The organism is Pseudoalteromonas sp. SMS1 (assembly GCF_021530565.1).
In the GTDB taxonomy this organism is placed as follows: Bacteria; Pseudomonadota; Gammaproteobacteria; order Enterobacterales; family Alteromonadaceae; genus Pseudoalteromonas.
In genome coordinates this window covers 12,356-25,884 of the sequence record NZ_JAKGBI010000023.1, presented here as the reverse complement: position 1 = coordinate 25,884, position 13,529 = coordinate 12,356, and the positions used below count along the sequence as shown (strand labels likewise).

The 13,529-nt window shown below is 43.1% G+C and carries 10 protein-coding genes; 5 read left to right on the top strand and 5 right to left on the bottom strand.

Going from position 1 to position 13,529, the window contains the following annotated elements:
- The first annotated feature begins 5 nt into the window (after positions 1-5).
- Genes L1286_RS20380 through L1286_RS20370 form a run of 3 tightly spaced genes read left to right on the top strand, consistent with a single transcriptional unit; the run spans position 6 to position 5,601 of the window.
- Positions 6-3,134 (top strand): efflux RND transporter permease subunit, encoded by a 3,129-nt coding sequence (locus L1286_RS20380; RefSeq protein WP_235408857.1) that lies wholly within the window; start codon positions 6-8, stop codon positions 3,132-3,134.
- A 1-nt stretch (position 3,135) separates the two neighbouring features.
- The gene (locus L1286_RS20375) at positions 3,136-4,554 is read left to right on the top strand and encodes a TolC family protein (RefSeq protein WP_235408856.1); all 1,419 of its coding nucleotides are present in this window, start codon (positions 3,136-3,138) and stop codon (positions 4,552-4,554) included.
- A gap of 39 nt (positions 4,555-4,593) precedes the next feature.
- On the top strand, positions 4,594-5,601 hold the full coding sequence (locus L1286_RS20370; protein WP_235408855.1) for a zinc-binding dehydrogenase: 1,008 nt from the start codon (positions 4,594-4,596) through the stop codon (positions 5,599-5,601).
- Between the two features lie 720 nt (positions 5,602-6,321).
- On the opposite strand, the gene L1286_RS20365 is transcribed toward L1286_RS20370, so the two are convergent.
- Complete coding sequence (locus L1286_RS20365) at positions 6,322-6,843, bottom strand: acyloxyacyl hydrolase (RefSeq protein WP_235408854.1); 522 nt, start codon at positions 6,841-6,843, stop codon at positions 6,322-6,324.
- A gap of 234 nt (positions 6,844-7,077) precedes the next feature.
- Between L1286_RS20365 and L1286_RS20360 the strand changes: the two genes are divergently transcribed.
- Positions 7,078-7,716: an MlaC/ttg2D family ABC transporter substrate-binding protein gene (locus tag L1286_RS20360; protein WP_235408853.1), complete on the top strand. Its 639-nt coding sequence runs from the start codon at positions 7,078-7,080 to the stop codon at positions 7,714-7,716.
- A 59-nt stretch (positions 7,717-7,775) separates the two neighbouring features.
- Here the strand turns inward: L1286_RS20360 and L1286_RS20355 are convergent, their stop codons facing one another.
- Both L1286_RS20355 and L1286_RS20350 read right to left on the bottom strand, forming a co-directional pair.
- Positions 7,776-7,958 carry a hypothetical protein gene (locus L1286_RS20355; protein ID WP_235408852.1) on the bottom strand — a complete coding sequence of 61 codons (183 nt, stop codon included), beginning with the start codon at positions 7,956-7,958 and terminating at the stop codon, positions 7,776-7,778.
- 162 nt (positions 7,959-8,120) lie between these two features.
- Positions 8,121-9,116 (bottom strand): GGDEF domain-containing protein, encoded by a 996-nt coding sequence (locus L1286_RS20350; RefSeq protein ID WP_235408851.1) that lies wholly within the window; start codon positions 9,114-9,116, stop codon positions 8,121-8,123.
- Between the two features lie 523 nt (positions 9,117-9,639).
- On the opposite strand from L1286_RS20350, the gene L1286_RS20345 reads away from it, so the two are divergent.
- Positions 9,640-10,377: a hypothetical protein gene (locus L1286_RS20345; protein ID WP_235408850.1), complete on the top strand. Its 738-nt coding sequence runs from the start codon at positions 9,640-9,642 to the stop codon at positions 10,375-10,377.
- Between the two features lie 103 nt (positions 10,378-10,480).
- Here the strand turns inward: L1286_RS20345 and L1286_RS20340 are convergent, their stop codons facing one another.
- Both L1286_RS20340 and L1286_RS20335 read right to left on the bottom strand, forming a co-directional pair.
- Positions 10,481-11,116, bottom strand: coding sequence for a hypothetical protein (locus L1286_RS20340; protein WP_235408849.1), 636 nt, complete (start codon positions 11,114-11,116; stop codon positions 10,481-10,483).
- A gap of 355 nt (positions 11,117-11,471) precedes the next feature.
- Positions 11,472-13,487: a TonB-dependent receptor domain-containing protein gene (locus L1286_RS20335; RefSeq protein WP_235408848.1), complete on the bottom strand. Its 2,016-nt coding sequence runs from the start codon at positions 13,485-13,487 to the stop codon at positions 11,472-11,474.
- Positions 13,488-13,529 lie beyond the last annotated feature (42 nt).

Here is a 13,529-nt window from a genome sequence, read left to right as displayed (position 1 = left end):
ACGTCATGAAATTTTCCCATTTTTTTATAAATAGACCGATATTCGCAGCTATGCTGTCGATGATATTTATCATCACTGGCGCGATTTCACTGTTTCAACTCCCAATCAGTGAATACCCAGAAGTTGTGCCACCCACGGTTGTTGTGAATGCAACATACCCTGGTGCAAACCCGAAAGTCATAGCGCAAACTGTAGCAACTCCGCTTGAGCAAGAGCTTAATGGGCTGGAAAACATGTTGTACCATGGTTCGCAAGCCACCAGTGATGGTCGTTTAACGCTGACCGTTACATTCGCGTTAGGAACAGACCTTGACCAAGCTCAGGTACAGGTTCAAAACCGTGTAAATAACGCTTTGCCTCGTTTACCACAAGAGGTGCAACGTTTAGGTGTAACCGCCCAAAAGTCCTCTCCAAACTTAGCGCTTGTTGTGCATTTGGTATCCCCAAATGGTGAGCAAGACACGGCGTATATGGCGAACTACGCTGATCTGTATATCAAAGATGAGTTGAAGCGCTTGCCTGGCGTTGGTGATTTACAGCTATTTGGTGGTGCGAAGTATTCCATGCGTGTTTGGCTTGACCCAGATGCACTGGCTGCGCGCAACTTAACAGCGTCAGACGTAGTAAACGCATTACGCACTCAAAACCAACAGGTGGCAGCTGGCTCACTAGGCGCGCAACCTACGCCAGAAGAAAATCAATTCCAGATTTTACTCAATGTAAAAGGACGTTTAGAAAGCATCGAAGAATTTGAAAAAGTCATCATTAAAGTCGGTACTAATGGCGCTTTAACCCGCTTGAAAGACATTGCACGTGTTGAACTTGGGCAAGAAAATTATGCGCTGCGTGCGATGTTAGACAATCAACCCGCACTTGCAATGCCGGTATTTCAGCGCCCGGGTACGAATGCCATTGAACTTTCAGACGATGTGCGTGAAACAATGCAACGCCTTGAAAAAAGCTTCCCGGCAGGTATGACGTATGAGATAGCTTACGATCCGACGGTATTTGTACGCGGTTCAATTGATGCGGTAATTAAAACGCTGCTTGAGGCCATTTTGCTTGTCGTTGTGGTTGTTGTTGTATTCTTACAAACATGGCGTGCGTCTATCATTCCATTAATTGCGGTACCTGTTTCTTTGGTTGGTACTTTTGCCGTGATGCAACTCCTTGGTGTATCTATTAATACACTATCTCTGTTTGGCTTAGTACTCGCAATCGGTATTGTCGTTGATGATGCCATCGTTGTCGTTGAAAACGTTGAGCGTAATATTGCCGATGGCCACAGTCCTTATGAGGCGACCAAAATTGCCATGACTGAAGTAACGGGTCCAATCATTGCCATTGCGTTTGTGTTGTGTGCGGTATTTATTCCAACGGCATTTATCACCGGTTTATCTGGCCAGTTTTACAAGCAATTTGCTTTAACAATTACGATTTCAACGTTAATTTCTGCCTTTAATTCATTGACGTTATCTCCTGCGCTGTCAGCTATATTACTTAAGTCGCACGATGCGCCAAAAGACCGACTTACACGTGTCCTAGACAAACTGTTTGGTGCTTGGTTATTTAAGCCTTTCAATCGCATGTTTGATAAAGGTGCCAAAGGCTATGAAGCGCTTGTTAAAAAGCTCATCCGCATGAGTGTTGTAGTCGGTGTGGTATATCTAGGGCTTGTTGGCTCAACAATTGGCTTGTTTAACTCGGTTCCGGGTGGATTTATTCCGCAGCAAGATAAGCAGTATTTGGTCGCAGTTGCCCAGCTTCCTGATGCAGCAAGTTTAGACAGAACCGAAGAAGTGATACGTCAAATGCAAGAAATTGCACTTGAAGTACCGGGTGTTGCAAATACAGTGGCATTCCCTGGGCTATCAGTAAATGGTTTCACAAACAGTACGAATAGCGGCATTGTGTTTACCCCATTGGATGATTTTGCGTTACGTAATGATCCAAGCTTGTCGGCACAGGCGATTGCAATGCAGTTAAACATGCGCTTTGCGGCCATTGACGAAGCATTTGTTGCCGTATTCCCACCACCGCCAATTCTAGGTCTGGGTACAACGGGTGGATTTAAACTGCAAATTCAAGACCGTGCAAATCAAGGATTCGAAGCGCTATTTGCTGCGTTACAAGCGACCATTGGTGCTGCGCAACAAGACCCCGCATTAACAGGTATTTACTCAAGCTTTAGAGTTCAAGTACCACAAATGGACATTAATATTGATCGTGAACAAGCGCTGATACAAGGCATACCATTGCAAGAAGTCTTTGATGCATTGCAAGTATATCTTGGTTCGGTTTATGTGAATGATTTTAACCTTTTTGGTAGAACCTATCAGGTCAAAGCGCAGGCTGACGCGGAGTTTAGAGCTAAGAAAGAGCAAATTAACAACCTCAAGGTACGTAATGCAGCAGGTAATATGGTGCCACTTGGCTCCGTGGTGACAGTTGAAGCGACAACGGGTCCTGATCGTGTTATGCACTACAACGGCTATGTGACGGCTGAATTAAACGGCAGCCCAGCGCCAGGATACAGTTCAGATCAAGCACAGCAGGCGATCGAAAAAGTACTTGCTAAAACACTACCTGAAGGGATGGCGTTTGAATGGACAGAAGTAACCTATCAGCAGATCTTAGCTGGCAATACAATGGTTTATGTATTCCCTCTGGTTGTGGTCCTGGTATTTATGGTGTTGGCGGCACAGTACGAGAGTATGCGTTTGCCACTGGCGATCATTTTGATTGTACCGATGACTATTTTCTCAGCACTAGCAGGTGTTTACATGTTAGGTGGCGACAACAATATTTTTACACAAATTGCATTGATTGTACTGGTCGCATTGGCGTCAAAGAATGCAATTTTGATGGTGGAGTTTGCAAGAGATAAACATGTACAAGGCGCCACACACCTTGAAGCGATTATTGAAGCCTGTCGTCTTAGGTTACGCCCAATTCTCATGACATCTATTGCATTCACTGCGGGGGTTGTACCGCTAGTGTTAGCATCGGGCGCTGGTGCAGAAATGCGTCAAGCAATGGGTAACGCCGTGTTCTTTGGCATGATTGGGGTGACAGTATTCGGTCTGCTGTTTACACCTGTTTTTTATCGCCTCGTCACACCTAAGGAGCAATAACATGCAACAGATTAAAATCTCAATGCTCAGTTTAGCAATGGTAAGTGTAATAGGGTGTACAGCGACCCCATATGAGCAGCAAGTCGCACTAAGCCAAGATTCGTTTAACAACCAAGTAATCAACATGGCCCGTTTAACGTCCGTAGCAAAAGCAGATGAAGCCCAATGGTGGCAGCAGCTTGAGGACGTTGCGCTTAACAAGTTGGTTCAAGGAGTGCTTACCGAGAATCAAAATTTAAAAGCTTCAGCGGCGCGTTTGCGCGCCGCTGCTGCTGGGTTATCGGAAGCACAGCGATCACGATTGCCACAAGGTAGCTTAAATGTAAGTGCTCAGCGCACAAATGCTCCGAGCTTAGTATCCACTCAGGGGGAGGTGCAGGAATCAATCACTGCAGGCGGCGAGCTGAGTTGGCAGGTTGATTTGTCGGGGCGCATTGCCAAGCTAGCAGATGCCGCTGCTGCCAGTGCAGAGTCTAGCCAAGCTCAATACCAAGCATTGGTAGGTGAGCTTGTGACTACCAGTATTCAAAGTTACTTAAACTGGCAAGCACTAAAACAAACATATCAACTTACGCTCGAGCAGCTAAATGCACTCGCAGAGTCGATAGAGATTATTGAAGTGCGAGTGGCCGAAGGTGTGGCGACTGAGCTAGAACTTAACCGAACTAAATCTCAGTACTTTGAACATAAACAAAGGCTGCCAGAAATTGCGACTGAAATTGCGGCCGTGGAGCAAACCATTGCGGTGTTAGTTAACAAGCAAGTTGATGCGTTAGAATTAGTCGCACTGACTAAGCAGCAGTTTGAAGCGTTATCTATATCAGTCAGTGTAAGTTCCGCCTCTGATGCGTTGATGCAACGAGGTGATGTTAAAAGTGCGGTAGCGAGCTTAAAACAGCAGAGCTTGTTAACACAAAGTGCTGAGCGCGCCTTATATCCAGACATCAACTTTTCTGCATTTGCTGGTGTGCTTAACCCGACAGGTGCGAATTTCAATGATACGCAGTCTAACTGGCAAGTTACACCAAGCTTAAACTGGTCTTTGTTTAGCTATCCTCAGCTGTTAGCGCAACTGGACAGACAAGAAGCGATAACGGAAGCAAATTATTATACGTACCGCCAGACTGTGACAAAGGTGCTTGCCCAGACCGAATACTCCCTTCGCGCGTTGGCACAAACGAAGTTACAACTTAGGTATGTTGACGCTCAAGTAAATGCAGCAAATAAGGCGTATGCACAAGCGAACGCGGGTTATCAAGAGGGGCAGTTAGGGTATCTTGAGTTGTTGGATGCGCGTCAAGATGTTTTAATAGCGCAACAGTCACAAATGGCTATTCGAAATAAGCTACTGAACGCATCGGTTGATGTGTATGGTGAGCTTAACGGTCAATGGTCACAGGCACTTATTGCGAGTATTTAATACTCGCTCGTTGCGCCAATTGCGGAGAAACGTGTAATTATGTCTATTGAAAAGGCGACTATGAACGCAATAGAGTTACTAAAACCGGGTGTTGAGTTTGACTTAGTCATGACGCAGCATGCTATGCCCGAGCCAAGCAATAACGAATTGCTTGTGGCTATTGAGTATGTTGCATTGAATCATTTAGATGCACGTATGGCCAGAGATGGTTTTAGTCAGTGGGAATATCCACATATTCTTGGCCTCGATGCAGTTGGCACGGTTATGAAAGCGGGCAAGGGGGTATTTCCTAAAGCGGGCAGTCGAGTACTTTTTAATGCTAATTTGGCGCAAAAAGGCATGCTAAAAGAATTCGCGGTAGTACCAAACCATGCCGTCTGCGAATTGCCTGATGATATTGCGCCAGAAGTCGCCGTGATTTTGCCTAATGCAGGCATGGCCGCGCTCTTAGCAATAGAAAAATTGAAACTCGAAGAGGGCGATTCGCTGGCGATCAACAGTGCGCAAGGTGCTGTTGCCCATTTTGCTATTCAATATGCAAAGCAAAAAGGAGCGCAAGTATTTGCTTTTGCTCAAAAGCAGCATCACAAAAGGCTGCGTAAACTTGGCGCAGACTTCGCGTTTGATTGTGAGTCGGACAACGTGTGTGACCAAGTGAAACGTGAAATTGGTGCAGGGGGCTTTGATTGCATGTTAAATACCCCTGGCGGTGAGTCATTCATTGAAGATTTGAAACACCTAAGGTTTTGCGGGCGAATGGCGTGCTTAAATGGTTTTGGCCATATCCCAGAAGATCTGTTATTTGAAAAGGCGCCAAACATTGGAGTCGTTTCAATTGGGGGGGCATGGCTAGCCAACAGTTTATGTGCTCAGCAACATTTAAGCTTTATGGGACAAAAATTGTTGGCGGATGTTACCTCAGGACACATTAAAGTCCCTGAAATAGAGTTGATAGAGTTTAGTGCAGAGTGTGTCAAAGAGGCCTTAGCTTCACTGTTAACAAGTGCAAGGCAAAAGCGACCAGTTATCAAAATAGAGCATATCTAACCTGTTGCTTTGAAAGCCACACATCAATGTGGCTTTTTAACCCCAAACTACCTGTTTTGGCTATTTTATATCGCCCTCTAATTATGTAGGTCGTTAAGGTTAACCGCTCTCACTGTGTGAACTATCCTTGTTCACGGTGGCTTCATTATCTATCGCTAAAGCCCCAAAATTCCTTGTAGTATGTCGCTTTACAAAGGGATTTTTAAGATTTTGGTATTGTACTTTGCCATACTCTTTTAAGCTTGGTGATGAAGGTGTTAAATATTATTATCGCGACATCGAAGTTTTGTCTGACATTCACGCGCGCGAATGCCTAATAAGATTTCTTCTTTCGTATATGATGCTTTGTCGCCATAAGTGCTGAGCCAAGGCGTTAACTCTCTTGCGATTTTTTAGCTTTTCTGATTACCAAAAAATGTTTAAACAACTCGATCAAGGCTACAGCTCCCAAAAAAGTGTAAGTTATTGCTTAATACTCAAACCAGTATGTACAAAGGTGCTCAGTTGAGCTCGGTATTTTAACTAGCTCACAAGGGCCTTAGTGTGAGTAAGGCGTTTATAGACAGTTTGAGACAAAGCTGTAATTGATATCGCAAAATGGAGTTCAAACCCACATTTATGTGGGCTAAGGTAGGTAGCGTCCTCTGATATTTAAACTTGATAGCGCAAATAGATAAGGAAGCGAATATCTGTTACGTTCATTTTATTCCAACATTTATATTAGAACTTGGAAGAGTATGAGAGGGATAAAAAATCTAGCCCTGGGTTTGGGCTTTTAAACCCTGCATTAGAGTAGTGGATATACCTAATTGCCACATTAGCCTGACCAAGGTCATAAACCAGCCCTAACCTGTCCTCAAACTGATAATGGGTGCTGACATTTTTTCCTGCAAACTGAGTGTCTTCAAGTAAAGCAACGCCGATGCCAAATTCAACTTGTAGCGGTTTATTGCGATAAGTTGCGATTGGATATCTGAACACGGGCGACATGGCCAGCACTAGGTTTTGGTCATAGTCACCACTGTCACCAAACCGCCAGAAATTTATGCTTGATTCAAAGTAAACACTCATATGACGCCAGCTTTCAGGCATTAACGCTTTGGCGTGATATTCATAGGCGAGTTTAACGCCGCGAACATCTCCTTCACCGTGAATATAATGTATACCGTAACCATGATTTTTTGATGCCACTGCAGAAGCAGACAGTAACAGTGAAAGAGCAAATACAGAGAACTTTTTCATAATGGATTATACCTTGTGCTTTTTACATATGTTCCCTCGTTTTCTTGTTGATATATGTATGAAAAAACTCAATTCATTGATGTTGATTTTGCACATATAAGGTAATTATCTGATTTTAAATGTAAAATCAATTGGTGCTTTTATAGCATCAATAATGTGCTAATTGATGTCTTTTTAGCGTTTAAATTAGGTGTAAAATTTAAGCTATCAAGTTTGTTCATTTGGAATGCGAGTATGAAAAGCCAGTTCACTATCATTGTCTTGTTACTGCTGAGCATCGTTACCACGACTAAGGTGCTCGCTCAAACAGGCTCCGAAACCAGTACGCAAGAGCCATTTACAGTGCTCGCCCAAAAATTGAGTACGAAATTAATACAAGGCATAGAAAATTTAAATTCCGCTCCTAAAGTTGAGCGGGAAGCGTTGGCTCAGCATATCGTGAACAGTGAGCTAATCCCGCACTTAGATCTACGATTCTCATCTCTAAAGGTGCTGGGTAAACACGTACGTCACCTAGATCAACAACAAATGACAGAATTTACAGGCTTGATAGAAAATCAGCTTATCAAGATGTATGCAAAAGTACTGATTGAGTATCAAGACTCAGAGATAGCACTTCATACTTTACAAATTAATAAAGGACGTAAATTTGCAGAAGCAGCGATTCAAATCAATAGGGCCAGTCAAAGTGATGCGCAATTGATCCTGAAATTTAGACAAAGTGAAACTGGTCAGTGGCGTATGTATGACGTAGTGTCAAGGCAGGTGTCACAGTTAAGTGTAAAACGTGAAAGTTTGGTACTTAAAATAAGTGAAGTTGGTTTCAAGCAGCTAAACCAAGAACTGCGCCTAAAGAAGCAAAATCAAATTTAGCATCCAAAAGCGCAGGAATCACGGTTATAAAGGCGAACGCCTATAGAAGCGTTGGTGTATTATTTCGGAACACAACCTTGCCAACCGCCTTCGGTGTAGCAGATAACCGGATTTGATGGTCTGCATTGTGGAAATACAGAGTACTCTGTACCGCCGCCCGCAACTTGTGGTGTTGCTTGGTTAGCGAGTTTATTGCTTTCATTAAGTGTTTTTAGATTTTTCTTTTTTAATTGTACTTTCATTTTTTATTTCCTTATTTGAGATAAACTGCCTTTACAGGTTAGGGCTGTGTTTTTTAAAAGTAAACTAAAAGTTTCCAATTAATTTTCTATTTTTGTAATTTTAATTCCATTTTAGATATTATAAGTATACATTTCATGTTCTTATGTTTTCCCATCGTATTTTTACTTTGATTGTTTTCTTTGATGTTTATTTTCGTAAAGTGCTTTATCAGCTTTTTCGAGTAACGATTCTACTGAAATATTTGCAGTAATTTCACAAACACCAAAACTCATACCCAATGAGACGGAGTCCATTGTTAACTTATTTGGTACTAAGTTTTGGATTCTTGCCACAAATATATTGGCGTTTTCTTCATTCATGCCTGGAAGTAACAACATAAATTCATCGCCGCCCAAACGAAACAGCTTATCATTGCGACGCGTGTATTCATTTATGAGAGAGACAAAACCAACCAGCATTTCATCTCCTACGCCATGGCCAAGTTTATCGTTGAGTGTTTTGAAATTATCTAGGTCTATCATGATAATAGAACAAACTTGCGAATAACGACTGACGCGTTCAGACTCAAGCTCTACTTGCTCTACCAGAGTTCTTCTATTGAGTGCGCCTGTCAGTGGATCTTTGACTGCCACACTTTCTGCAACCATGATGGCGTCATTGTAGGTTTTGACAATAACAGCACAGAGCATCATTACTAAGCATGATGACATCGCTGATCTGAGAGCGAGTTCAACGTCTAATTGTAAAAAGCCGAGGTAAGTCAGTGTTATCCAAAACCCCGTTGTGATGACACATGCCATCTTAAATGGAAACATCATAAACATTCCGACTAAAAAAGCGGGCAGCCATATGACAGAGATAAGCGGGGATTGTATGGACAGATATATCAACATGGCACCTTCAATGGCACATATCAAAAAACACTTCCACACACTCAGTTTGCCTTGAATTAATCTTGCCGAAGTGAGAACCAGCACTGCTATCACGATTACAACTGCGATGCCTAGTGCATACTTTTGTTGCATCATGTAGTGGATTGGGTAGTAACATAAAAAAGCCGAAGTCAGTAGCAGTAAATATGCTGCATACATTGGATAGCGGTTTATCAAAATGGGTTGTGCTTTAGTTAAAGCACCAAATCGTTCTTTTAGTTTCAAGGTATAGATTGGCCGTATTGTTTTGAATTAATTGCTTAGTCTAATTGTAAGACACAATAATAATTACTCAACCATGCAGATTTATCACTGAATTAAATATTTAAGATTGAAGCGCTTTTTAGCCGGAGTAAGGCACAAGCTTTTGGATGGTAAATGACGTGCTCAACTCTGTTCGCCCATGCGGTGGCTTGAACTGTCATAGAGGTAAGAAAGTTTGTGCTGGTAGTCTAACTGCATTATTTAACCTGTTTTTGGAGTAAACGCGATTTTGTTTGGGCTGCAAAGAAAAGGTGGCAGTGTTGTTTTTGACCTCGTATACGTGGCCGTTACAGTCGAAGAATCGTGTATGTGCTAACAGAACTGTTCATTTTTGGGGTGATGAACGGCCGTTCGTTTAAATGTGTTGGCAAGCTTGAATGTATACATAGGCAACAATATGCAGGCAAAGAATTTAATTGGCGCACTTAACTTTATTGTGTACGTGTCGATAATATTCTCTAACTTGACTCAAAAAGGATTATGTATGAAAGTCAACTCTCATGTTGCTGCTGTAGAAGTCGCGCCACCAAACAACACATTGGTTTCGTTGAAGAACACCGCTCGTAAAGAAGCCCATCACAAAGCGCCATCTACACTTGAGTCGGATGTTTATTATGGTGCCGGGCCTAACGAAGCACCTTCAACCTACGAACGGCCATTCTATATTGGTGAATCTATAGAGCAGATAGAGACCATTGAACAAACCATGGATAGGCTTTTTGAAGCATCTTCAGAATTATACCTCAACGGGGACATGTTCAACGCAGCAGACGCGATGGCTGCAGAATATGCCAGCTTTATGTCTGGTTTAAGTAAATCCCATCCTCAATTAGCCGAAAAGGAGTGGGGGTTTTCGGTCGATGCAAATTCTGAGATAACCGTGACTGGATCTCTAAATGAACAAGAACGTAAATGGTTGACCGAGCAATTAAATGACAATGAGATACTCGTGAACACGGCAAATGCAGTTAAAGACAATTTTCTAAAATATACGGCATTGGAGCGCGGACCAAACGGTGAGGGAAGCAGTAAGTATTGGGGAAAGTATGATGTCACCAACGAGAATTTTAGCGATATTATCAATATGCGGCTTCTGATAGAGCAAGGTCAAGAGATCGGGCCAAAAACCGTACAAATAGGACATACATTAACGCCTTTCAATTTTGTTCAGAGTATGGGCGAGCAGTTGAAAAACAATGCACACGTCACGTATGCAGTTTAGCTTTGTGAAAAGTGTAAGGGCGCCGATTTCACTATGGACACTGAGAAAATCAGTCTAGTGTTATTGTAATTGAAAAAGCGCCCATGCTTTTGCCCATGATGAATTATAGAGAACTCGCCTCTTCCACAGACCTATGTGGCTGAGTTTGCCAAGAAAATCTGCCATCATAGGTTTGACAATTCATGACAGCCTCATCCGCATTGGCTAAATAAAGCTGGTTCACCTGTGATGCGGGGTAAGTGAAATAGTCACTGCATTTTGCACTTTGTCCAGGTCCAACGACGACCTGCGTCCCGGCTTTTAGTGTGCAGCTAACAAGCATGTCGAGTGGTGAATAACTGGGACATATCACATTTTCTCGACGGTATTGAGAGATAGACCCCAATGGCTTGTCAAAAGTCCACCACTTACCTAGTTTAGAGCCGCTGTATTCGCTGTTCCAAGCTCGCCATATTGTTATGTCTTTTGCCGCAATAAAAACTTGCCCTTTACATAGCCCACCTTTATCAGCTGGTAGAATGACGCCGTTTGGGACTTGCGCGTTTGGCTGCAGTACTAATCCATTATGATGAGCTATTTCACCGACACAGTGAGTCGCTGAAGTCAGCGTATTGGTGACAGGGGAGCGCACCATTGAGGAGGTACAGGCAGACAGGGCAGAGATAGTCAACACCAAAAGCGGCAGCTTAAGTGCACTGTGCTGTTGATTCGAAATAGAGAGGTGGTGAAAGTGAGGCATGGACTGTTCCTTTGTTTGCTGTATTTAACAGGGATTTTAGTATGCCAAAGCAAAAAAGTATCTTTCAAGGCATTACACTTAACGTAACCCCATTAACTGCAACTTGACTGTTCGTTGCACTGTTATTGGCGTGTAACGTGCTTCCTGCATGGCGTCATTGATTGTGATCTCAAAACAATGTGCGTGAAGGAAGTTGTTATGCCGTATGCGGTCTAGATTACTTTTGAAGTGATGATGTCGAGCATCGCGCGTGATTATGCGATAGCTAGCGGCGTATTTCTGAGTTCGTTATCTGGCTTTTCTTGTTTTGGTGGCTGTTAAAAGGGAGTCAATTTAATGGCTCCCTGCAATAAGTTTATAGTTGCCAAGTAATGGTTGCACGGATATCTCTACCCGGCTCGGCTACTCCCGTATCGATGGGGCCAAGAGCAGCATAAGTGGCATGGTCATAGTAGAACTTGTCAAAAATATTTTTAACAGCAATATCAAGTTTCACTTTTTCGTTTTCTGTAACGTACCAGGTTGCCTTCAAATCATGTACGCTGTAGCCGGCTTTTTCTGGCAGTTGTGTGTTGTCCCACACGTAAGTACCCGCATTATCTAATCGCTCTACAAAGCGAGCTTGCCATGCAAGTTCCAAGTTATCGGTAAGTGAATAGTCGACGCCTAAAGTCAGTGTATCGCCTACAGAGGTACCGATTGACCAATCCTGATCTGAGATTGGTGTGCCTACTAGGGCGGGATTAACGTGCGTTTTCCATTCAGGTCTACTGCTATTAAAGGCAAAAGAAACGGATGCGCGTTCAAAGCTATAGCGGCCATTAATATTAAAACCTTTGTTCTCAAGATCACCAACATTGCTGAACAAATAAGGTGATTGTGTGTCTAGGTTCTTAGCTGTAGAAACCGCATCATCGATGGTTGACTGAAATACATCGGCTTGGATTACGAGGTTATCACCAAGGTACTTAAAGCCGATCTCAACGTTTTGGGCTACTTCCTTGCGCATATTTTTGTCATTGTCGTAATAGCCTAACACGAATAGCTCTTTGACTTTTTGACCTCGAATTGCCTTGGCGTATCCTGTGTTGACTGAGAACTCAGGTGTGATTTCATAGGTTAGGTTAAGGTTCGGGCTAAAACCGCTTGAATCAAAGTCTTGTTGGTCGTCATCAGTGAGTTCATATTTATCATATCGAACCCCAGCGCTAATTTGAAATTGTTCTGTAACCTGAAAGTAGTCCTGGATGTATATGCCATACACTTTGCCTTCTTCAATACCTGACAATTCATAGACCAGCCCTTGGTCTTCTAACATGGCCTCATCACGTCGGTAGTCTAAACCCGCTACAACTTTATGGTTGTCAAAAGTGGCCGTATTGCGCGCATCAAAGCCAGCAGAATCATACTCAGCAAAGTAGGTGTTTTGTGCGACGTTACCCGCTCTATCCTTGCCTTGAGGGTGTGTATGAGTGATGGAGTTTTGGGTTCTGTAGGCGCTTACTTCAAGGTCGATAAGGTTGCTTGTTGGCGCATAAAAATAATTGAGTGTACTTGTTTTACGTTCACTCTCTTGAGCCAGAGGAAAGTTTTTCTTGCTCGGGTGCCAGTGTGCACGCAATAGACGAGTACCATCATCATGACGTACATCATGGCTAAAGCTAAAAGATTGGGTATTGGTTAAATCACCACTGATCTTGGCAAAACCAACTTCTTGTTCCGATGCAGAGTAGGGAATATCTTGACCTTGCCCATCTTCCATATCTTTAGTATCGCGTTTAATCAAGGAAAGCAAAACATCAATGTCGTCAGTTGCTCTGCCATATAAAGTCGAACTGGCCTTGAATCCCTCACTGTTACCATAGTATCCCAGCTTAAAAAGTGCGCCGAAGCGCTCTTCAGGGGATAGCAGATCGTCTGCGCGCTTAGTTTTAAATCTCAGTGCACCACCTAACGCGCCTGAGCCAGAGGTTGCATCACCTGCACCTGCAACGACATCAACTTGTTTCAACAGTTCTGGTTCGATAGATAAACGTCCTTGGTGATGAAATAAATATCCCGCTTGAAGGGCGCCATCAATGCTGACATTGAGCATTGTATCCTCAAGGCCACGAACGTAAATCTTTTGTGCAATCGGGTTTGAGCCACCGACAGAAACTTGTGGAAGCGACCTAAAAATATCCGCTAAATCGTTTGCTTGCAGCTGCGTAAGATCAGTTTGGTCGATGATCATATCCGCGTCAGAAACTTTACCATGTACTTCTATGACTTCGATTTTTTGCTGTTTATCGTCTGCAAAAACGACAGGAGAACTAACAGTAGCGCATGTAATAGCAAGCGCGAGCGCTGAGCGAGAGAAACCAAACTGCATTGGTGTGTTCCTTTATCTTAAATGAAAATAGTTATCAATACG

Coding starts and splice junctions, on each gene's coding strand:
- L1286_RS20380 (WP_235408857.1), top strand. CDS start 6: ATGAAATTTTCCCATTTTTTTATAAATAGACCGATATTCGCAGCTATG.
- L1286_RS20375 (WP_235408856.1), top strand. CDS start 3,136: ATGCAACAGATTAAAATCTCAATGCTCAGTTTAGCAATGGTAAGTGTA.
- L1286_RS20370 (WP_235408855.1), top strand. CDS start 4,594: ATGTCTATTGAAAAGGCGACTATGAACGCAATAGAGTTACTAAAACCG.
- L1286_RS20365 (WP_235408854.1), bottom strand. CDS start 6,843: ATGAAAAAGTTCTCTGTATTTGCTCTTTCACTGTTACTGTCTGCTTCT.
- L1286_RS20360 (WP_235408853.1), top strand. CDS start 7,078: ATGAAAAGCCAGTTCACTATCATTGTCTTGTTACTGCTGAGCATCGTT.
- L1286_RS20355 (WP_235408852.1), bottom strand. CDS start 7,958: ATGAAAGTACAATTAAAAAAGAAAAATCTAAAAACACTTAATGAAAGC.
- L1286_RS20345 (WP_235408850.1), top strand. CDS start 9,640: ATGAAAGTCAACTCTCATGTTGCTGCTGTAGAAGTCGCGCCACCAAAC.
- L1286_RS20340 (WP_235408849.1), bottom strand. CDS start 11,116: ATGCCTCACTTTCACCACCTCTCTATTTCGAATCAACAGCACAGTGCA.
- L1286_RS20335 (WP_235408848.1), bottom strand. CDS start 13,487: ATGCAGTTTGGTTTCTCTCGCTCAGCGCTCGCGCTTGCTATTACATGC.